The 21,783-nt window shown below is 43.7% G+C and carries 15 protein-coding genes; 14 read left to right on the forward strand and 1 reads right to left on the reverse strand.

Annotated features, from left to right (window positions below; all coding sequences use genetic code 11):
* Positions 1-31 precede the first annotated feature (31 nt).
* The 11 genes from atpD to BLR11_RS05065 all read left to right on the forward strand — a co-directional run bounded on the left by atpD (position 32) and on the right by BLR11_RS05065 (position 13,816).
* Positions 32-1,450 carry a F0F1 ATP synthase subunit beta gene (atpD, locus tag BLR11_RS05015; protein ID WP_091648874.1) on the forward strand — a complete coding sequence of 473 codons (1,419 nt, stop codon included), beginning with the start codon at positions 32-34 and terminating at the stop codon, positions 1,448-1,450.
* Positions 1,451-1,454: 4 nt separating this feature from the next.
* The gene (locus BLR11_RS05020; protein WP_091648878.1) at positions 1,455-1,883 is read left to right on the forward strand and encodes a F0F1 ATP synthase subunit epsilon; all 429 of its coding nucleotides are present in this window, start codon (positions 1,455-1,457) and stop codon (positions 1,881-1,883) included.
* A 159-nt stretch (positions 1,884-2,042) separates the two neighbouring features.
* Positions 2,043-4,331, forward strand: a complete 2,289-nt coding sequence (gene topA / locus BLR11_RS05025) for a type I DNA topoisomerase (RefSeq protein ID WP_091648881.1) — start codon at positions 2,043-2,045, stop codon at positions 4,329-4,331.
* Entirely contained in the window at positions 4,321-5,634 is a 1,314-nt protein-coding gene (gene trmFO / locus BLR11_RS05030) for a methylenetetrahydrofolate--tRNA-(uracil(54)-C(5))-methyltransferase (FADH(2)-oxidizing) TrmFO (protein WP_091648884.1), read from the forward strand. The genes topA and trmFO overlap by 11 nt, the downstream gene beginning before the upstream one ends.
* Complete coding sequence (gene hslV / locus BLR11_RS05035) at positions 5,635-6,174, forward strand: ATP-dependent protease subunit HslV (protein WP_091648886.1); 540 nt, start codon at positions 5,635-5,637, stop codon at positions 6,172-6,174.
* A 17-nt stretch (positions 6,175-6,191) separates the two neighbouring features.
* Entirely contained in the window at positions 6,192-7,607 is a 1,416-nt protein-coding gene (gene hslU, locus BLR11_RS05040) for an ATP-dependent protease ATPase subunit HslU (protein ID WP_091648890.1), read from the forward strand.
* Between the two features lie 38 nt (positions 7,608-7,645).
* Complete coding sequence (locus BLR11_RS05045) at positions 7,646-8,869, forward strand: class I SAM-dependent rRNA methyltransferase (protein WP_091648891.1); 1,224 nt, start codon at positions 7,646-7,648, stop codon at positions 8,867-8,869.
* Positions 8,870-9,054: 185 nt separating this feature from the next.
* Positions 9,055-10,413 (forward strand): APC family permease, encoded by a 1,359-nt coding sequence (locus tag BLR11_RS05050; RefSeq protein WP_091648893.1) that lies wholly within the window; start codon positions 9,055-9,057, stop codon positions 10,411-10,413.
* Between the two features lie 215 nt (positions 10,414-10,628).
* Positions 10,629-12,131 carry a threonine synthase gene (gene thrC / locus BLR11_RS05055; protein ID WP_091648895.1) on the forward strand — a complete coding sequence of 501 codons (1,503 nt, stop codon included), beginning with the start codon at positions 10,629-10,631 and terminating at the stop codon, positions 12,129-12,131.
* A gap of 29 nt (positions 12,132-12,160) precedes the next feature.
* On the forward strand, positions 12,161-13,036 hold the full coding sequence (locus BLR11_RS05060; RefSeq protein WP_091648898.1) for a DMT family transporter: 876 nt from the start codon (positions 12,161-12,163) through the stop codon (positions 13,034-13,036).
* Positions 13,037-13,066: 30 nt separating this feature from the next.
* Positions 13,067-13,816, forward strand: a complete 750-nt coding sequence (locus BLR11_RS05065) for a TVP38/TMEM64 family protein (protein WP_091648900.1) — start codon at positions 13,067-13,069, stop codon at positions 13,814-13,816.
* Between the two features lie 56 nt (positions 13,817-13,872).
* Here the strand turns inward: BLR11_RS05065 and BLR11_RS05070 are convergent, their stop codons facing one another.
* Positions 13,873-15,480: a peptide chain release factor 3 gene (locus BLR11_RS05070; RefSeq protein WP_091648903.1), complete on the reverse strand. Its 1,608-nt coding sequence runs from the start codon at positions 15,478-15,480 to the stop codon at positions 13,873-13,875.
* A 206-nt stretch (positions 15,481-15,686) separates the two neighbouring features.
* On the opposite strand from BLR11_RS05070, the gene mfd reads away from it, so the two are divergent.
* The 3 genes from mfd (at position 15,687) to mazG (ending at position 21,748) form a co-directional block, all read left to right on the forward strand.
* Positions 15,687-18,986, forward strand: coding sequence for a transcription-repair coupling factor (gene mfd, locus BLR11_RS05075; protein WP_245675089.1), 3,300 nt, complete (start codon positions 15,687-15,689; stop codon positions 18,984-18,986).
* Entirely contained in the window at positions 18,979-20,562 is a 1,584-nt protein-coding gene (locus BLR11_RS05080; protein ID WP_091648906.1) for a putative polysaccharide biosynthesis protein, read from the forward strand. The genes mfd and BLR11_RS05080 overlap by 8 nt, the downstream gene beginning before the upstream one ends.
* A 349-nt stretch (positions 20,563-20,911) precedes the next feature.
* Positions 20,912-21,748, forward strand: coding sequence for a nucleoside triphosphate pyrophosphohydrolase (gene mazG / locus BLR11_RS05085; RefSeq protein WP_245675092.1), 837 nt, complete (start codon positions 20,912-20,914; stop codon positions 21,746-21,748).
* Positions 21,749-21,783: the final 35 nt, after the last annotated feature.

The raw sequence follows: 21,783 nt of genomic DNA on the forward strand, positions 1-21,783 counted from the left end.
ACTACATAATAATAGAGAGGAGAACCTCTTCATGAGCAATAAAGTAGGTAAAGTAATCCAGGTCATCGGCGCGGTTATCGATGTTCGCTTCTCTTCGGAAGAAGATCTGCCGAACATCTATAACGCCATCCACGTAACGGGTGGCGAAGGCGATCAACAGATCGACCTGGTAGCAGAAGTAATGCAGCATTTGGGTGATGATGTCGTCCGGTGCGTAGCAATGAGTTCCACAGACGGATTGGTCCGCGGTACGAAAGCCGAAGATACAGGAGGTCCTATCGCCGTACCGGTTGGCAAAGGCGTATTAGGACGTATTTTCAATGTTCTCGGCAAAACGGTGGATAAAGATGATACTCCCGTGCAGGCGGATGAATATTGGCCGATCCATCGTCCGGTGCCGAAGTTTGAAGAACAGTCGACGGAAACGGAAATCTTGGAAACAGGGATCAAAGTCGTTGACTTGATTGCACCGTATGCTAAAGGCGGTAAGATCGGATTATTCGGTGGTGCAGGAGTAGGAAAGACCGTATTGATCATGGAATTGATCCACAACGTAGCAACCGAACATGGCGGCTATTCTGTTTTTACCGGTGTAGGAGAACGGACGCGTGAAGGAAATGACTTGTGGAATGAAATGAAGGAATCGGGAGTTATCAGCAAAACGGCGCTGGTATACGGCCAGATGAATGAACCGCCGGGAGCGCGTATGCGTGTAGGCCTGACGGGTCTTACCATGGCAGAATATTTCCGTGATAAAGAACATCAGGATGTACTGTTGTTTATTGATAATATTTTCCGTTTTATCCAGGCCGGTTCAGAAGTATCGGCATTGCTGGGGCGTATTCCGTCAGCTGTTGGTTATCAGCCGACGTTAGGGACGGACGTAGGCGCTCTGCAGGAACGGATTACTTCTACAAGAAACGGATCTATTACATCCGTACAGGCTGTATATGTACCGGCTGATGATTTGACAGACCCGGCTCCGGCGGCAACCTTTGCCCATTTGGATGCTACGACGGTATTGTCTCGTCAGATAGCCGAACTAGGTATCTATCCGGCAGTGGACCCGCTTGATTCTACGTCGCGTATTTTGGATCCGCATATTCTGGGAGAAGACCATTATAATACGGCGCGTGCGGTGCAGGAAGTATTGCAGAAATACAATGAACTGCAGGATATTATCGCAATACTCGGTATCGATGAATTGTCGGAAGATGACAAATTGACGGTAGCTAGAGCACGTAAGATACAGCGTTTCTTGAGTCAGCCGTTTGCAGTAGCCGAACAGTTTACAGGACAGCCGGGACGGTATGTACCGCTGAAGGAAACGATTGCCGGCTTTAAGGAAATCCTGGCCGGTAAGTGTGATGATATGCCGGAACAGGCTTTCTATATGGTTGGTAATATCGAGGAAGCATACGAAAAAGCCAAGACTCTGAAAGGAGAATAAGGCGATGGCAGATACAAAGAAGACGATCCAGCTGGAAATCATTACGCCGGACGCATCTGTGTTCAAAGGCGAAGTTGACTTTGTTCTGGTTCGTGCCTTGGACGGGGACTTGGGCATTATGCCCAGTCATGCTCCGCTGTTAGCTTCTTTGCAAATTTGGCCGTTGATGTATGAAAAGGATCACGACCGGAATGGTATTTTTGTGGTAGGCGGTTTTCTGGAAGTAAAAAATAATACAGTGACTGTTATTACTCCGAATGCAGAATTATCCGGCAGTATTGATCGTAAACGGGCAGAGGAAGCAAAAAGACGTGCAGAAAAGCGTTTGAATGCTAAAACGCAGGATATTGATGTGGAAAGAGCTCAATTAGCTTTGCACAGGGCTATCGGCCGTATTGTGACAGTTACGCAATATGGGAAAAAAATTAAATAATTAATTTGGCAGGGCAGTTCAAATGAACTGCCTTGTTTTTCTATATTATAGTATTATAGAGTTGAACGGATTGACATAATAGTGTAAGATGTATTTGCATGTTTGTTTTTACTTGCATCGCATGTTTTATTGTTAGTCTTGAGATAAAGGATGGGTTTCATGGAATTTCCAATTAAGCGGACTATTATTATTGACGATACGAAAAAGAAAAAAGGCAAAAAAACGGCAGCCAAGGATGCCAAGAAGGGAAAAGCTACCATTATTAAAGGTACTGTGCATGTGCCGGAAAAGGTGAAGCTTACTAAAATGGATCCTTTGCCGAAGAATGCTAAAAATCTGGTTATTGTGGAATCACCGGCTAAGGCTAAAACGATTGAACGATTTTTAGGCAATTCCTATAAGGTATTGGCCAGCCGCGGTCATTTGCGTGATTTGCCTCGCAATCAATTCGGAGTCAATATTGAAGATAATTTCACACCGACATATACTAATATGTTTGATAAGAAAAAATTGATTGAAGAGCTTCAAAATGAGTTTGTCCGGTCTAAGAAAGTGTACCTGGCAACTGACCCTGACCGTGAAGGAGAAGCTATATCCTGGCATTTAGCACATTTGCTGGATATGGATACTCATGAAACGTGCCGCGTAATGTTTCACGAAATTACGAAAAAGGGAATTATAGAGGGCATGGAACATCCGCAGTGCATAGATTTGCAAAAAGTAGATGCACAGCAGGCACGCCGTGTTTTGGATAGAATCGTGGGGTACAAGCTCAGCCCTCTGCTTTGGAAAAAGGTTTGCAAGGGATTGAGTGCCGGACGTGTACAATCTGTTGCGGTACGCCTTATTTGCGAACGTGAGGAAGAAATAAAGGCTTTTGTGCCACAGGAATATTGGACTGTCAATGGCGTCTATAAGACCGAAGATGGAATCGTACTGCAGACGGAATTGACTAAAATAGAGGGCAAAAAAGCAGAGATTGAAGATGGCGGGACGGCCAACCGCATCGCAGCAGAATTGCAGTGGGAACAGCAGGGAAGCGCTGCAACGGCAGGACATCAGCCGGATATGGTTACTAAGGTGGAACGGCGTAAGCGTAAACGGCAGCCGCAGCCGCCGTTTACTACTTCGACGATGCAGCAGGAATGTGTCAGCAAATTGAATTTTGGTGCCAAAAAGACAATGATGCTGGCACAGCAGTTATATGAAGGTCTGGATATCGGGGAACAGGGACATGTAGGGTTGATTACCTATATGAGAACTGACTCGGTCCGTATTAATGAAGATATGATTCAAGATGTACGTACGTTTATTGCAGATACATATGGATCTGCCTATGTTCCTGCCAAAGCGCATGTCTATAAAACAAAACAGACCAGTCAGGATGCCCATGAAGCGATTCGGCCGACATCGCTGGAATTAACGCCGGCGATAGTTGCCAATTATGTATCTCGTGACCAGCTGCGGTTATATACACTGATTTGGAACCGTTTTGTGGCAAGTCAGATGACGGCGGTTGAAACAGAACATTTAGCGGTGACTGTCGTAAGCGGCATGTATGAGTTAAAAGCTTCCGGATATAAAGTTGTTTTCAAAGGGTTTACAGAGTTATATGAGGATGCAAAAAAAGATAAAAATGTGGCAGAGTTGCCGGATATTGCAGCCGATACGATTGTTCATAATGAAGGAACAGAGGCTTTGCAGCATTTTACACAGCCGCCGGCCCGATACACGGAAGCCAGCCTTATTAAGACATTGGAAGAAAAAGGTATTGGACGGCCTAGTACCTATGCTCCTATTATGGATACGATCCAAAAGCGGAATTATGTGGAAAAGAAAGAAAAACAGTTCATACCGACTGAATTGGGTGTAGTGATTGTCGATTTATTGAAAAAATATTTCGAACGTATTATCAATGTCAGTTTTACAGCGGAACTAGAAGAAGAGCTGGATGGCATTGAACAGGGGAAGAATACATATACGCATGTATTGAGCGATTTTTACAAGGTATTTGAACCCGAAATGGAAAATGCAGAAAGTAAGATGGAAAAGGTGACGGTTGCCGGACAGGAATCTGGAGAGATGTGTGAACTTTGCGGATCTCCTATGGTTTATAAATTTGGCCGTTTCGGCAAGTTCCTGGCCTGTTCCAATTTTCCTGAATGTCATAATACAAAAGCTATTGTAGAAGATCTCGGTATTACCTGTCCTAAATGCGGCAAGGGCAGCATGATCAAACGTAAATCAAAACGCGGCCGTGTGTTTTATGGCTGCAGTGAATATCCAAATTGTGATTTTGTGCTTTGGAATCAGCCTGTAGATAAAAAGTGTCCGGTGTGTGGCAGTATTATGATCGTTAAGCATTATAAGACCGGTCCTGATAAAATTTTCTGCAGTAATGCAGCGTGTGAAAATTATAAAAAGGGTGAAACAGTCAATGAAGAATAATGTCTTAGTTATCGGAGCCGGTCTTGCCGGATCGGAAGCCGCTTGGCAGCTTGTATGCCGCGGTATTCCCGTGGAATTGGTAGAAATGCGCCCTGTCAAGTCATCGCCGGCTCATCATACGGAATTTTTTGCTGAATTAGTGTGCAGTAATTCACTGCGGGCAGCGAATGTTGAAAACGCCGTAGGACTTTTAAAAGAAGAGATGCGGCGCCTCGGCTCCCTTATTATGGAGGCGGCTGATGCCACTCGTGTTCCGGCGGGAGGCGCACTGGCAGTGGACCGTGTTCCTTTCAGCCAGATGGTTACGGAACGGCTGAAAAATCATCCGCTGGTTACCGTACGGCATGAGGAGATAACCAAAATTCCCGAGGATCAGGTGTGTATCATTGCGACAGGACCGCTTACTAGCGAGAGGATGGCTGAAACGATCCGTACGATGACGGGTGCCGATTATTTTCATTTTCATGATGCGGCGGCTCCGATTGTTTCGGTTGATTCTTTGGATATGACGAAGGTATACCGGGCAGCTCGCTATGGAAAAGGCGGAGCTGATTACCTCAACTGTCCGTTTACGGAAGAAGAATATAAAGAATTTTGGCAGGCTCTGACTACTGCCGAATGCACGGAACTTAAAGAATTCGAAAAAAACGATGCCGTATTTGAAGGGTGTATGCCGGTAGAAATCATGGCTTCCCGCGGTATTGATACGCTGCGTTTTGGACCTATGAAACCCGTAGGACTCGAACTCCCCGGTACGGATACCATTCCCTATGCGGTGGTACAGCTTCGACAGGATAACGGCAGTGCTACCTTATATAACATGGTCGGGTTTCAGACGCATCTGAAATGGGGAGAACAAAAAAGAGTATTTTCCATGATACCGGGGCTGGAACATGCTGAATTCATCCGTTATGGCGTTATGCACCGCAATTCCTATATCAATTCACCTGAATTATTGCATGCAACGCTGCAGTACCGCCATAATCCAAAACTTTTTTTTGCAGGACAGTTAACGGGAGTGGAAGGATATCTGGAATCGGCGGCGATGGGATTGCTGGCAGGGATCAACGCCGCGCGTTTTTTGGCAGATAAAGAGAACATTGTTTTTTCAAAGCGTACGGCTATTGGCGGATTAAGCCAATATATTTCTACCGGCCCTAATGACCATTTTCAACCGATGAATATCAACTTTGGAATTATGGAACCCCTAGGTATAAAAAAGCGTATGAAGAAAAAAGAAAAAAATGCGCTTTTGGCACAACGGGCACTGGAAGAAATAGATGCTGTAAAGGAGAAGATATAGATGGATACAGAATTTCATGCTACGACTATCGTAGCAGTACAGAAGGACGGTAAGACCGCGATTGCCGGCGATGGACAGGTTACCATGGGAAATTCGGTTATTATGAAGCAGACGGCACAGAAGGTACGGCGTCTCTATCATGGTAAAATCGTCAGCGGGTTTGCTGGTTCTGTTGCTGATGCGTTTACATTATTTGATCATTTTGAAGAAAAACTGAATGAACATAATGGAAATCTTGTACGCAGTGCTGTGGAACTGGCTAAAGATTGGCGTTCAGACAAAATTCTGCATAAGCTGGAGGCATTATTGCTGGTAGCAGATAACCAGCGTATTTTGCTTATATCCGGCAATGGAGAAGTTATCGAACCGGATGATGGGATTCTGGCTATTGGTTCCGGCGGCAATTATGCATTGGCTTCAGCGCGGGCCCTCATGCAGAATACCGATTTAGCAGCGCGGGAAATTGCTGAAAAATCATTGCATATTGCAGCGGATATCTGTGTATATACGAATCATCATGTTATTGTAGAAGAAATTTAAGAAAAGAGGAACAGTATATGTACGACATGGAATTAACACCAAAACAAATTGTTGCGGAACTCGATAAATATATTGTTGGTCAAGGGGAAGCAAAAAAATCTGTAGCGATTGCATTGCGTAATCGCTGGCGCCGCAAGCATTTGAGCGAAAATATGCAGGAGGAAATTATTCCTAAAAATATTCTTCTCATCGGGCCGACTGGCGTAGGCAAGACAGAAATCGCCAGACGGCTGGCACGTCTTGTAGGGGCTCCGTTTATTAAGGTGGAAGCAACGAAGTATACAGAAGTAGGCTATGTGGGACGTGATGTGGAGCAGATTATTCGTGACTTGGTGGCCAATGCTATCCGCATGGTGGAAGAACAAGAAAGCCAGACATATAAAGCGAAGGCAGAGGCAGAAGCGAATAAACGGATTCTGCAGGTGTTTTGGCCGAAAAAAACAACAGAAGAAAAACTGCGCAATCCCATGGACATTATTTTTGGAAATGAGGAAGAAAAAAAGAACGAAGAAAAGAAAAGTGAAGAAGCACCCAAACAGCTAGAAAGTGTATCGCCTGATCGTCGGCAGAAAATGTATGAAGAAATTTGTGCGCATAAAATGGATGACCGGGAAATTGAAATAGAAGTCGCAGAACAAGATAAAGCAATTCAAGGCATTTTGACAGGAAATTCCACGGAAGAACTGACGAATAATTTTCAGGAAATGCTTGGCAGTATTATGCCTAAGAAGAAAAAGAAAAAGAAAATGACAGTCAGCAAAGCACGTGAAATTTTCAGGGAAGAAGAGTTGGAAAAGTGCTTGGATATGGATGTCATTGTTGATAAGGCGATTGAAGCTACGGAGCAGGCAGGGATTGTTTTTATTGATGAATTTGATAAAATTGCCGAAAAAGGACGCAGCAACGGACCCGATGTATCTCGAGAAGGGGTGCAGAGAGATATCCTGCCGATCGTGGAAGGCGCAACGGTCAATACCAAATATGGTCCGGTTAAGACCGATCACATCCTGTTTATAGCAGCCGGTGCATTTCATGTGTCGAAACCATCTGATTTGATTCCGGAATTACAAGGACGGTTCCCTATCCGGGTTGAACTGCAGTCACTTACTATAGAAGATTTTCGGAAAATTCTTACGGAACCGGATCAATCGTTGGTAAAACAGTATATCGCATTGCTTTCGACAGAAGGAATTGAGTTGGAATTTACGGAGGATGGTATCGATACAATTGCCGAATTTGCCTATAAGGTTAATTTGGAAACAGAGAATATCGGAGCCCGCCGTCTTCATACGATTTTAGAAAAAATTTTGGAGGATGTAGCATATGAAGCTCCTGATGTCGATGATACACATATCGTAGTCAATAGTGCTTTTGTTACAAATAAATTGAATGATGTAGTACAAAATGTTGATTTGAGTCATTACATTTTGTAAGGCATATATCCGGTCTCCAGGCCGGTTAAGGGAGAATTATGAGAAGTTATGCAAAATTGTATTTGACCCGTAAAGGAGAAAAGGCTGCAAGAGGCGGCCACCCTTGGGTTTATGGGGAAGAAGTTACCCATGTGGAAGGGGCGTACAAAACAGGAGATATTGTTGATGTTTTCAGTGAAAAAGATCGTTATCTGGGGACGGGGTTTGCTAATGATATTTCTAAAATTCGTGTACGGATTCTGTCGACAAATGCCAATGACCGCTTTGATGAAGCATTTTGGCAGCGGCGCGTGCAATATGCACTGGAGTATCGGCAGGCTGTCATGGGTACAACTGATTTTTCCTGCTGCCGTCTTATTTTCGGGGATGCCGATCAAATGCCGGGACTGACGGTAGATCGGTATAATGATATATTAGTCGTACAGACGTTATGTTATGGCATGGATCAGATAAAACCCGTTATATTCAAAGCCTTGCTGGAAGGTCTGGCAGCAATGGGAGAAACCATACGGGGAATTTACGAACGGAACGATCTAAAGGTTCGGGAACTGGATGGGATGGAACAGTATAAAGGCTGGTATGTGTTCCCCTCGATATCTGCATCAGGAATGCCGATTACGACAATCAATGAAAACGGAATTTTGTATGAAGTGGATGTGGAAAATGGTCAGAAGACAGGATTTTTTCTTGATCAGAAATATAATCGCAAGGCTGTTGGAAAACTTGCTGCCGGTCGTCATGTACTGGATTGTTTTACCCATACGGGTGCCTTTGCTTTAAATGCAGCCCGCGGAGGTGCAGCCTCTGTTACTGCTGTTGATGTATCAGAAGACGCGGTTCGCATGACGGAAGAAAATGTCCGAAGAAATGGTATGGAAACTGTTGTTACGGTACAGCAGGCAAATGTCTTTGATCTTTTGACAAAGCTGGTAGAAGAAAAGAATCATCTTTACGATTTTATTATCCTGGATCCACCGGCGTTTACAAAATCGGGACATACCGTGCATAATGCGATGCGCGGTTATAAAGAAATCAATTTAAAAGCGATGCGCTTGCTGCCGAGAGGCGGATATTTGGCCACGTGTTCTTGTTCTCATTTTATGAGAGAAGATTTATTTCGGCGCATGCTGCATGAAGCCGCTGCCGATGCCGGGGTATCACTGCGGCAGATCGAAGCGCGGCAGCAATCTCCCGATCATCCCATTCTTTGGAATGTACCGGAAACAAATTATCTGAAATTCTATTTATTTCAAGTGATTTAATACGAAAAGAACGTTACTGAATTATAGGTAACGTTCTTTTTTTTTTGCATTTTTACATTTTAAAAATTAATTTCATAAATTTTGTTAAACGTAATGATTTTAATAAATAAATATGCTATAATATGGAGCATTACAAGCTTCTTCGATAGGATATGCAAATAATTAATTATACGGAGGTGGTTTTTATGGAAGAGAAGGGGCTGCAGAAAAAATACGGTCTGGCTACAGCTGTTGCGATGGTTATCGGTATTGTTATAGGCAGCGGTGTGTTTTTTAAGGCAGAAAAAATCCTGCAGGCGACGGGCGGGGATCTAGGACAAGGGATTCTTTCTTGGATTATCGGCGGTATTATTATGGTTGTCTGTGCCTATGTGTTTGCGACCTTGGCGACGCGTCATGAAAAAGTAAATGGTGTAGTTGATTATGCCGAAGATATGGTCGGTACGAAGTATGGGTATTTTATCGGTTGGTTTTTCGCAGTTATTTATTTTCCTACCTTAACTTCTGTATTGGCGTGGGTATCGGCACGGTATTTTGGTGTTCTCATGGGATGGGATATTGTTGGCGGAGAAACGATGACACTGGCGGCGTTTTTCCTGATTGCTGTATTCTGCATGAACACGTTATCTCCTAAGATTGCTGGTAAATTTCAAGTTTCGACGACAGTGATCAAGCTTATCCCGCTGTTTTTGATGGCTGTACTGGGAACGATTGCGGGTATTCACAGCGGTGTTCTTGTGGAAAATTTTTCACAGGCTGCAGTGACGACGACTAGTTCGCAGCATCCTTTATTTACGGCTGTTGTGGCTACCTCTTTTGCATATGAAGGATGGATTATTGCAACCAGCATCAATTCTGAATTGAAAGATGCCAAGAAAAATCTGCCTAAGGCACTGACCTTCGGCACCTTATTTATCGTATTAACGTATGTATTGTATTATATAGGTCTTGCAGGAACTGTGGAAAATGCCGTTATGATGAAAAATGGGGAACAAGGGGCGAAAATCGCTTTTATGTCCGTTTTTTCCAATATCGGTGGCACTGTTTTGTTTGTTTTTGTCGTTATTTCCTGTCTGGGTACCTTGAATGGGCTTATGATGGGATGTGTTCGCGGTCTGTATGCATTGGCAGCGCGGAATATGGGGCCTAACCCGGCGACGTTCAAGCAAGTCGATACTCGTACCGATATGCCGGTAAATGCTTGTGTTATGGGATTAGGACTGGCAGCGTTATGGCTTTTATATTTTTACGGAGCCAATTTAGTGAAAGTTCCCTGGTTCGGCTGGTTCAGTTTTGATAGCAGTGAACTTCCGATTGTCACTATTTATGCGATGTATATTCCTATCTTTGTTCAGATGATGCGCAAAGAAACGGATTTAGGCAGTATACGCCGTTACGTTATGCCGTTTTTCGCTATTTGCTGTTGTCTGTTTATGGTCGTTGCGGCTTTTTATGCTCACAGCAAATCCATGGCTGGATATTTAATTATCTTTGCAGTGATTATGATTTGCGGTGTAGTTTTTAACAGAGCTGGCAAACATTAGTATTTACAAGATGGCGGCAAGATAGAGTTATATTGGCAGATTCTTCGGAATCTGCCTTTTTTGTGCAGCAGAGATTATTTTGATATACAGCTATATTTATGATGAAGATAATAGGAATTTATAGTGATAAGTATGTTGCCATTTCTCCTGTATTTGTTATAATAAAATGTACACGTATTCTAAACTATGTGTAAACAAAGGAGGATTTTATTACTATGGATTTTAGGAGCACACGTTCATCTGAAAAGGTTTCTCCGTCGTACGCATTATTACACGGCTTGGCACAGGATGGCGGGTTATATGTACCGTCAGTATTTCCCGAAGGAGTCTTGTCGTATACCGATTTGAAGAATAAGAAGTATCAAGAAATTGCTGAAGTCGTGTTATCTTATTTCTTTACTAATTTTACCGATGAAGAACGTAAGACGATGATAGAGAATGCTTATAATGATGTGAATTTTGCAGATAGCCGCATCGTACCGCTCCATTCTATAGATACAGCATTAAGTATTACCGAATTGTTCCATGGTCGGACGCTGGCATTTAAAGATATGGCATTATCGCTATTTCCTTATTTACTTACAGCGGCTAAAAAACAAGAAAAAGAAGATCGGGAAATCTTAATACTTACAGCAACCAGTGGGGATACCGGAAAAGCAGCGCTGGAAGGATTCAAAGATGTTGAAGGAACCAATATCATGGTCTTTTATCCCAGCATGGGTGTGAGTCCGATGCAGAAACAGCAAATGCAGAAACAGGAAGGAAACAATGTAAACGTATCGGCTATTCATGGTAATTTTGATGACGCACAAAGTTTTCTGAAACGTGTGTTTACTAATGAAGAAGTCAATGCATATGCTAATAAAAAGGGAATTCTTTTCTCTAGTGCTAATTCTATTAATGTGGGACGTCTTCTGCCGCAGATTGTTTATTATGTGTCAACTTATGTGTCGTTGGTTGATTCTGGCTGCATTGAAGAAGGAGAAGCGTTTGATGTTGTTGTGCCAACGGGAAATTTTGGTAATATTCTGGCAGGATATTTTGCTAAAAAGATGGGAATACCTATTGCGCAGTTTATTTGTGCATCCAATGAAAATAAAGTGCTGGCCGATTTCTTTGAAACCGGTGTGTATGATATGAAGCGCGAATTTTTTACAACGGCCAGTCCGTCTATGGATATTTTGCTTTCCAGTAATTTTGAACGTTTCCTTTTTTATGTTGCCGGTGCGGATAGCGCTAAGGTGGCGGCTTGGGAAAAAGATTTGCAGGAAACTGGTAAGATGGCTGTCAGTGCCGAAGAATTAAAGTCTTTACGTGAAGAATTTTCCGGCGGCTGGATCGATGATGATGAAACCCGGGCGGTAATCAACCATGTCTATAATGATTTTGGGTATCTCCTTGATCCGCATACGGCAGTTGCTTACGGTGTTTACCTGAATCGTCGGAAACAAGGCTTGGCACAGCGGCATACGGTTATTATGGCGACAGCTCATCCGTATAAATTTCCACCGGTCATTTGTGATGCACTGGCGTTGGGACAGAAGGACAATCCTTTTGATATGTTGGAAACTATTGCGTCGTGTACCGGCATATATCTGCCCAAGGCACTGGCTGAATTAGAAATGAAGCCTGTTCGTTTTGCCAATACGATGGAAAAGGAAGAAATGAAACAGGCTGTGTTGTCTTTTGTAGATGCCATACATGCCGAACACATGTAGAGCAGGTATAAAAATAAAGAGGGGATTATATGAATAAAGGGGTCATTATGGCGCTTATATCGGCGTTGGCCTTCAGTATTTTAAACGTTTTCGTCAAGGAATTGAGTTTTACGCTGCCTATTGGAGAAATAGCTTTTTTTCGTGGATTGATCAGTTCTATTATTATTGTGGGATTAATGCGTTATCAGCATGTACATTTATCACACCGGGATGTACCGACGCTTATTATGCGCGGTGTTTTAGGTGGGATGGGCATGATTTGCCTGTTTTATGCGTTGTCGGGAATGTCGCTGGGGGATGTATCCATTTTGTCGCAGCTGTCTGCGTTTTTTGTCGTTATTTTTGCCGCTGTTTTTCTGAAAGATATTTTACCTAAAAAAGCGATGATTCCGATGGCTATGATTGTTATGGGTGCCAGCCTGATCCTGCATCCCTGGAATTACAGTACGTTTAATTCATACGCGCTTTTTGCATTGGCACAGGCCGTATTGTCGGCAGCGGTGTATACGACAATCAGCAAATTGACGAATGGCGGCGGTCATCATCAATATGAAGTTGTCTTTTATTTTTTGATTTGTGCCACTATTTCCGGTGCGATCCTGATGGGAAATGATTATATAGGTCCCCAGGGCATCGAATGGCTGTATATTTTGGCCATGGGAGTCATATCTGTATTGGCTCAAATTTGGATGACGAATGCCTATGCCTGGACAGATCCGATTGTGGTAAGCTTTATTCAGTATACCGGTGTATTTTTCAATGCTGTATGGGGATTTTTTGTTTTTGGTGAAATCATGACGATTTTATCTGTAGCCGGTGGTGTGTGTATTATTAGCGGATCTATGTATTTATCTAAGATTAAACGCGATCGCGTGATGGATATGCGGGAAACTAAAGTACGATAGCATATATGACTCATGAAAGTGAGATATGTCATGTCAACTCATAAAAGGAAGCTCAACGAAAACCATATCAAAGCAATTTTCTTTATAGGGTTATTGCTGGTGTTTGCCGGTATATATGCAGCGATTCCCGATTTTTACAGTACCGTATGGGAATTGTCTGTCAGTGGCAATATGCATGGGACCATAGAGTATCTTCGATCTTTTGGCATGTGGGCGATACTGGTCAGCATGATCATTGATATTGTGATTAACATTGTAGGATTTTTGCCTTCTATTTTTATTTCGACAGCAAATGGCGTGTTGTTTGGCATTTATGTTGGTACGCTGGTGTCTTGGCTGGGAGAAACGATTGGTGTTATTATCAGCTTTTTCTTTATGCGGACTCTGTTTCGTAAAAGCGCGGAAACACTTATCAAAAAGAGTAAAATGCTCAGTAAACTTGATCATTACAGTACCTTAAAGGCGATGATCGCTGCCCGGGCGGTACCGTATGCTCCTAACGGTCTGGTAACGGCATTAGGGGCACTGAGCAGTATTAGCTATCGGGATTATGCTATCGGCTGCTTGATCGGGAAACTGCCTTCTGTGGCAATAGAAGTTATTTTGGGACATGATGTTGTTAATTATGAAGAACATGCTATGCGGCTTACGATAGTGACAGTTGCTGTAGTCATTGTGTACGGCGGGCTATGGTATTGGAATCGCCGTCGTAAGACAACCGCATTGGCAAAGGCTGTAGAGTCTAGAATGAATCAAAATCGTAAAAATCATGATGTATAAACAATTCCCCTTTTCCTGATTGGCAGGAAAAGGGGAATTGTGTATAAAGAAGACGATTATTCTTCGGCTTCACGTTTTAAATTATCAGGGGTGGTACAGAAGGTAAATCCGGGGTTTCGTTCAATGATCCAGTTCGTCTGCCATTCATTGGAAATGAGGAGAACCAGACGCTGCTTATTATCTTTAACAATCATAGCACTGTCAATGTTTTTCATTTCTTTGTAATCGTGGCCGTTGTCTTGAATCCAGCGGGCAATAGAGAAAGGAAGACGATTCATTTCCAAATCTACGCCATATTCATGTTTGAGCCGATATTCCAGTACTTCAAACTGCAGCTCGCCGACAGCGCCGACAATGTAACTTTCCATAGAACCTAAATTTTCAAAAATCTGCACAGCACCTTCTTGGGCCAGCTGTGTCATCCCTTTCAAGAATTGTTTGCGCTTCATTGTATCTTTCGCACGAATGCGGGCAAATAATTCCGGTGGGAATACGGGAAAGTCGGCAAAAGTAACTTTCTTTTTTCCGGTGTACAACGTATCCCCGACACCCATGGTACCATTGTCGAAGACTCCGATAATATCACCCGGATAGGCATCATCTATAATGGTGCGTTCTGTGGCTAAAAATTGCTGAGGCTGCATAAGACGTATGGTTTTTCCACTTTGACGATGATTAACAGTCATGCCCTTTTCAAATTTTCCTGAACAGATGCGCATGAATACGATACGATCATGATGCTGCGGATTCATGTTGGCCTGGATTTTGAAAACAAATGATGTGAATTCTTCAGAAGCAGGATCAATTATAGTTTCTAATGTTTTACGCGGCTGCGGCTGCGGGGCCATTTTTAAAAACTTTTCCAAAAATGGCTTGACTCCGAAGTTAGTCATGGCGGAACCGAAGAACATAGGGGTAAGCTGCCCGTTTTTTACTTTTTCGAAATCAAACGTATCGCCGGCTTCGTCGAGAAGAGATATATCATCGATCAGCGATTGGTGGACGTCTTCTTCAAGGAGTTCACGGAAAACAGGATCGTCAGCAGAGCCCTTTGTGGAGGCTAATTTGTGCTGTCCGTGGGAGGTATCTTTTTCAAATAATTCGATAGTGGCTGTTTCGCGGTCGTAAATTCCTTGATAACTGCCATTGAGTCCGATTGGCCAATTCATGGGGTAGGCGTGAATGCCAAGCAGATTTTCTATCTCATCCATCAGGTCAAACGGATTGCGGCCAAAGTGGTCGATTTTATTGACAAAAGTAAAAATAGGAATGCCCCGTTCTTTACAAACACGAAACAGTTTTTTTGTTTGTGCTTCTACGCCTTTTGCCACGTCAATAAGCATGACGGCGCTATCGGCGGCCATCAGCGTGCGGTAGGTATCTTCGCTGAAGTCCTGATGACCCGGGGTATCTAAAATATTGATATGATGCCCTTCATAATCAAATTGCAAGACTGAGCTGGTAACCGAGATTCCACGTTGCTTTTCGATTTCCATCCAGTCAGATACGGCGTGTTTTGTTGTTTTTCTTGCTTTGACGGAACCGGCCAGATGAATGGCACCGCCGTAGAGCAGCAGTTTTTCAGTTAAAGTCGTTTTGCCGGCATCTGGGTGAGAGATGATAGCAAAGGTGCGACGTTTATTAATTTCTTCTATTAAGGACATAATACACCTCACTCAGTTTATCAAACATTATTAATTATAAAAGTTTTTTCTATTATATGCAATTCATTTTGGAAAATATCTTTCTATTAGCGTTACCGTGTGATGTGTGTTATAATGATACAACAAATAAAAAATGACTGCCGGCTGACCGGCAGTGGAGGGCTTTAGCGTATCTAAAGCCCCCTTTGCTGTGAGGTAATTTGAATATGAATGATATGTTATATCGAAGAATGTGTGAGGATACAAATCTGACTTCTTCGCGTAAACTTTTTACTATTACCGGGTGCCATAGCATATATGGTCTCGGAGGTTCTGCAAAGGTCGCTTTTACCGGCATGACATTGGCTATGTCCGGAAAAAAGGCCGTTATTGTTGTGCCGACGAAAGAACAGCAGGCTTCCTGGATTTCTGATTTGCAGTTTTTTGCACCCGCTTTGAAAACCCTTGATTTTCCACTTGTGGATAGAGCTGTTTTTTCAACGACGGCTAAAAGTATGGAACGGGCTGCCAGGCAGATGGAGGTACTGAGCGGCTTGCGCCAGCAGCATCCGGATGTTGTGGTTGCTACAGCAGAAGAAGCAGCGCAGTATGTTGTAACTCCGCAGGTCATTGATGATGCAGCCATTGAACTGCGGGTACAAACGGAATGCAACCGCGATGAATTACTTCAACATCTTGTAAACGGTGGTTACGAGCGAGTGGATATGGTGGATCGCCGCGGTCATTTTTCGGTCCGTGGGGATATTTTGGACATTTATGCTATAAATCAAAAATCAGCTGTACGTATCGAATTTTTTGGAGACGAGATTGATAGTCTTCGTTTTTTTGATGCCAATACGCAGAAATCCGTCCGTCAGGTTGCAGAAATCCGAATATTGCCGGTATCGTTGGGAACGGAAGCGGGTATATTTAAATCGACGATTCTGGATTATATGGATAATGGCATTATTATATGGGATGAACCGAATCGGACCCGCGAAACATTGAAAAAAGTCGTAAAGGAATCGGATGATTACAAAAAATGGCTTTGCCCCTGGAAAAAGTTTGCTGGCGAGACTAGAGACTGCGTACAGGTTATCTTGTCTCTTTTAGCACAGTCTGTGCCGGATATGTTTATTGATGAGTCGGCCAGTTTTACGGCAAAGACAATGGCGAGTTTTCAAAAACAATTTGTTTTATTAAAAGATGAATTAGATCATTGGCGAAAAAATAAGAATTCTGTTATTTTTGTGATCAGCAGTAAACAGCGCAGTGATTCATTATCCAGCTGGCTCCGGCAGAACGATATAGAACCCGTGTTTTATGAGGGGGGGCAGGAGTTGATCCCGGCAGCTGTTTATATTGCCGATGGTGAGATACGCAACGGATTTGAATTACCTTATTCTAAATTGGTTATGCTTTCCGAACGCGATATATACGGCATGCAGAAACATCGGCTGCGCCATCACGTGCAAAAGGGTGAAGAAATCAATTATTTTACGGATCTCAAAGTCGGAGATTATGTCGTGCACGAAGTACACGGCATTGGTAAGTATGTGGGAATCAAAACCATTGAAATTGATGATGTTCACAAAGATTATTTGGAAATTCACTATGCTGGAAAAGATACACTATATGTTCCGACCGATCAAATCAACTTATTGCAGCGGTATATAGGCAATGAAGGGGAAGCCCCAAAGCTTCATACGATGGGGGGCAATGACTGGCAAAAGACTCGCAGTAAGGCTCAAAAATCAATTACTGATTTAGCAGAAAAACTGGTAGCTATTTATGCACAGCGGGAAATTGTTGCGGGATTTGCATATCCGCCGGATTCACCATGGCAAAAGGAATTTGAAGAGGCATTTCCGTATGAGGAAACCGAAGATCAGCTCAAAGCAGTTGCAGAGATTAAAAAAAGCATGGAACAACCGTATCCGATGGATTGCCTGGTATGTGGAGATGTCGGCTTTGGTAAAACAGAAGTGGCGATGCGGGCTGTATTTAAAGCCGTGATGGGCGGCAAGCAGGTGGCGGTGCTTGTACCTACGACAGTATTGGCACAGCAGCATTTTCAAACTTTTACAGAACGATTTCGTAATTTCGGGGCACGTTGTGAAGTGTTAAACCGATTCCGTTCGGCTAAAGAAAAAAAGGATATTTTAGCGAATGTGTGGACTGGGGAAATTGATGTATTGATTGGTACACATAGTTTGTTGAACAAAAAGGTCCGTTTTAAAAATCTGGGGCTTCTTGTTGTCGATGAAGAGCAGCGATTTGGTGTGGCGCAAAAAGAAAAATGGAAATCATGGGCAGCTCATATTGATGTATTGACGTTGAGCGCAACGCCTATTCCGCGAACCTTACATATGTCTTTGGTCGGCGTACGCCAAATGTGTGTTATTGAGACACCGCCGACAGATCGTTTTCCTGTGCAAACTTATGTTGTTGAATATGATGCCCGCCTTGTTCATGATGCGGTAATGAGAGAAAAAAGACGAGGCGGACAAGTGTTTTTTGTCTATAATCGAGTGGCGACTATTGAACGCATGAAGGATGAACTTCAAGCATTGCTGCCGGATATTACAATTGGAATTGCGCATGGGCAAATGAGCGGTACCATGCTTGAGCAAGTTATGTTTGATTTTTATGAAGGAAAGTATGATGTGCTGTTGTGTTCCAGTCTGGTTGAAAATGGTCTTGATGTGGCGAATGCCAATACCATTATTATTTATGATGCGGATCATTTCGGGTTATCCCAGTTATATCAGATGCGCGGTCGTGTAGGACGCAGTCATCGCATGGCCTATTCCTATTTCTTGTACCGCAGGGATAAAATTCTTTCGGAAGTGGCTGAAAAACGATTGCAGGCTATCAAAGAGTTTACAGAACTGGGATCCGGATTTAAAATAGCTATGCGGGATCTAGAAATCCGCGGGGCCGGAAATTTATTAGGACGGGAACAGCATGGAAATATAGCAAGCGTAGGGTTTGCCATGTACTGTCATATGTTGGAGGAGGCCATTGCCAAAACCCAGAACGAGAATGGACAGAGTGGAGAAATTCCGCAGCCTAAAACAATTATGGATATTCATGTGGATGCCTTTATCGATGATGCTTACATTGAAAACGGCGGTCAGAAAGTTGAAATGTATCAGCGGATGGCGATGCTTCGGACTCAGAAGGAATTTATTGATTTGCGTCAGGAAATTATTGACCGGTATGGAAAACCTACTCTGCCAGTGGAAACATTACTGCGGGCGACACAAATTCGATTAACGGGAAAAGAAATCGGACTTGTACTTATTGCAGAGAAAAAAGATTGGCTAGAGTTAAAATGGCGGAGTATTGCGGAAATGCCGCCGTTGGCACGATTAGAAGATGGATTGCGGAAACGGTTCCGGGTAGTTCCGGATTCATCCGTTACCTTGCGTATTTCTACGCAGGGAATCACAGAAATATTGTCTTTTCTCGAATATTTATTTCAGTCGATTGTTATACTAAGAAAGGGGAATCCGCTTGACTAAGAGCTCATTTTTACGCGGAGCCATGATACTGACTTTTGCCGGTATTGTGGTTAAAATATTAGGCGGCGTCAATCGTATCCTTCTTTCCCGACTTTTGGGCGGGGAAGGGATAGGTCTTTACCAAATGGCGTATCCTATATACATATTGCTGCTTAGTATTGCTGGAGCTGGGATTCCGATCGCTGTTTCCATTATGATTGCCGAACAGGCGGCAAGGGGAAATTACAGTGGTACCAAGCGGGTGTTTCATATTACCTTGGTTTTTACGCTGATCATTGCGGTCCTATGCGGTTTGGGATTAGCCTTGGGCGCTGGATTCCTTATAACCTGCGGCCTGGTGCGGGATGAACGGGCCTATTTGCCGCTTTTTGTGTTGGCGCCGGCGCTTACGGTGTCTATTATAACGTGTTGTTTTCGTGGTTATTTTCAAGGTTTGCAGCTCATGACTCCGACCGCTATTTCTCAAATGCTCGATCAGTTTGTGCGCGTGTGTGCGATGCTGGCGCTGGCAAGTTTCTTTCTGCCTTACGGACTTGAAAAAGCAGCAGCCGGAGCGGCTTTTGGCGCTGTCCCAGGCGCGATAGCCGGTTTGACAGCTATCGCTTGGATTTATTATCGGTATACAAAAAAGCAGCAGCCTTGTGATACGGGAGAGTTTACGCAGAGTTCTCCCGGAGCGGTCATCAAACGTCTTATTGTTCTTGCCGTGCCGGTTGCGGCAGCTAATATGCTGCTGCCTGCTGTAGCCAGTATTGATTTATTTATTGTGCCGCAGCGCTTGGAGGCGGCCGGGTACACTGTGCATCAGGCAACGGCACTTTTTGGATATTTGACGGGGATGGCTAACGGCATTGTGCAGCTTCCGGCTATTTTGACGATGGCATTAGCAACGAGTCTTGTTCCTGCCGTATCAGCGGCATATGCCGGCAGGCGTATGGATATCGTACTGCAGCGCACGAATACGGCGATGCGTATTGCCAATCTTATTACGATGCCGGCAACGTTTGGCATGGCGGTGCTGGCTGTACCTATTTCTCAAATGCTCTATGCAACGCCGCTGGCAGGGCCGGCGATTTGTGTATTATCCTTGTCTGTCCTGCTTGTCGGGGTACAGCAAGTTACCAGCGGACTTTTACAGGGAATGGGACATACGGCGATTCCTCTATATAATATGGTGGCAGCAGCGTTGCTGAAAATTGTTTTGAGCTGGCATTTGACTGCGATTCCCTGGCTTGGCGAAGTCGGGGCGGCATGGGCAACTAATGCGGATTTGGCAATGGCGACGGTATTGAACCTTTATTTTGCATATCGATACGCTCACTATGTCATACAATGGAAATACATGGGAAAATTGCTTGCAGCCTCGGCATTGACAGGTGTTACGGCGTGGGTTGTATATCATGCACTGGTGTTCCTGTTAGGTAATACAGTGGCAACTACGGCAGCCATATTAATGGCAATTATCGTATATTTTGCAGGTTTGCTGTTATTACATGCAGTGGCTCCAGACGATGTGCAGAAAATACCAATTGCAGGAAAAAAATTGAATCAAATGATGAAGAAACTGCATCATTAACAGATCGTTTTCGGAGGATACAATGAGAAATATTCGACTTATATCAGTGGGGATGGTACCTGATGAGTCCATTAGCCTTTCGGTGTACCGGCAGATGCAGCATGCAGAGGTCGTATTTGTGAGCAGCTATCATCGCCATATTGTAGATTTTCTGGAAAAAGAAAATATTACATATAAAAAATTACCATGTGGGAGGGCGATTGCCGGACAGGAAACTACCTGTAAGGAAGCTGTTTCCTTGTTGCTGCAGTGGGCACAGCAGCAAGAGGTGTTATATATTACTGTCGATGCGGCGGCCGATCCTGTAGCAAAACAACTGGATGAACAGGTTTGGCAGATGAAGCCGGGGATGGCTATATCTATCGAAACAGGAGCTCCGATTGAAGCAGGTTTACCGTTTGATTTGCAGCCCCTGCTCGATGTTATGGCGGAACTGCGGAGTGATGATCATGGCTGTCCGTGGGACAGAGCACAAACACATCGTACGCTGCGTCGCTACTTGCTGGAGGAAGTGTACGAAATGCTGGATGCGGTGGATATGGACGATATGGCGGGGATTCGGGAAGAAATGGGCGATATACTGTATCAGATCGCGTTTCATTGCCGATTAGCCGAAGAAAAAGGCCTTTTTAATGCGCAGGATGTTGTGAAAGATGTTACCGATAAGATGATTAGGCGACATCCGCATGTTTTCAATAAGAAAAAGCTTGAAAACATGGGTAAGAGTATGGTAAACTGGGATAGATTAAAGCAAGGAGAACAACGACAGCAGCATCAATATCTTCTTGACGGTGTGGTAAAAGGAATGCCTTCTTTACTTGAAACATATAAACTTCAAGAGAAATCTGCCAAGGTAGGTTTTGAGTGGGAAGTAACTGACCAGGTTTGGGATAAAGTACAAGAAGAATGGCAGGAGCTGAAAGAGGCTCTGCAGGAGAAGAATCCGGTCCATATCGAAGAAGAAGCAGGCGATGTCTTGTTTGTGTTGGTCAATTTATTTCGGTGGTATAGTATAGAGCCGGAATGTGCGTTACATCGTGCTAACAGCAAATTCCGTCGTAGATTTTCTTACGTGGAAGATAAAGTTAAGGAAAGCGGTAAATCCTGGCAGATGGTTACCCTGCAGGAATTGAGTGATTTCTGGAAAGAAGCGAAGGAAATCGAAGGGCGTAGTTCCACCGTATAGGGACGGAATTCATTTAGCAGCGAATTTATAGATGT

Source organism: Megasphaera paucivorans, from assembly GCF_900103535.1.
In the GTDB taxonomy this organism is placed as follows: Bacteria; Bacillota; Negativicutes; order Veillonellales; family Megasphaeraceae; genus Megasphaera_A; species Megasphaera_A paucivorans.

Coding starts and splice junctions, on each gene's coding strand:
- atpD (WP_091648874.1), top strand. CDS start 32: ATGAGCAATAAAGTAGGTAAAGTAATCCAGGTCATCGGCGCGGTTATC.
- BLR11_RS05020 (WP_091648878.1), top strand. CDS start 1,455: ATGGCAGATACAAAGAAGACGATCCAGCTGGAAATCATTACGCCGGAC.
- topA (WP_091648881.1), top strand. CDS start 2,043: ATGGAATTTCCAATTAAGCGGACTATTATTATTGACGATACGAAAAAG.
- trmFO (WP_091648884.1), top strand. CDS start 4,321: ATGAAGAATAATGTCTTAGTTATCGGAGCCGGTCTTGCCGGATCGGAA.
- hslV (WP_091648886.1), top strand. CDS start 5,635: ATGGATACAGAATTTCATGCTACGACTATCGTAGCAGTACAGAAGGAC.
- hslU (WP_091648890.1), top strand. CDS start 6,192: ATGTACGACATGGAATTAACACCAAAACAAATTGTTGCGGAACTCGAT.
- BLR11_RS05045 (WP_091648891.1), top strand. CDS start 7,646: ATGAGAAGTTATGCAAAATTGTATTTGACCCGTAAAGGAGAAAAGGCT.
- BLR11_RS05050 (WP_091648893.1), top strand. CDS start 9,055: ATGGAAGAGAAGGGGCTGCAGAAAAAATACGGTCTGGCTACAGCTGTT.
- thrC (WP_091648895.1), top strand. CDS start 10,629: ATGGATTTTAGGAGCACACGTTCATCTGAAAAGGTTTCTCCGTCGTAC.
- BLR11_RS05060 (WP_091648898.1), top strand. CDS start 12,161: ATGAATAAAGGGGTCATTATGGCGCTTATATCGGCGTTGGCCTTCAGT.
- BLR11_RS05065 (WP_091648900.1), top strand. CDS start 13,067: ATGTCAACTCATAAAAGGAAGCTCAACGAAAACCATATCAAAGCAATT.
- BLR11_RS05070 (WP_091648903.1), bottom strand. CDS start 15,480: ATGTCCTTAATAGAAGAAATTAATAAACGTCGCACCTTTGCTATCATC.
- mfd (WP_245675089.1), top strand. CDS start 15,687: ATGAATGATATGTTATATCGAAGAATGTGTGAGGATACAAATCTGACT.
- mazG (WP_245675092.1), top strand. CDS start 20,912: ATGGCTATATCTATCGAAACAGGAGCTCCGATTGAAGCAGGTTTACCG.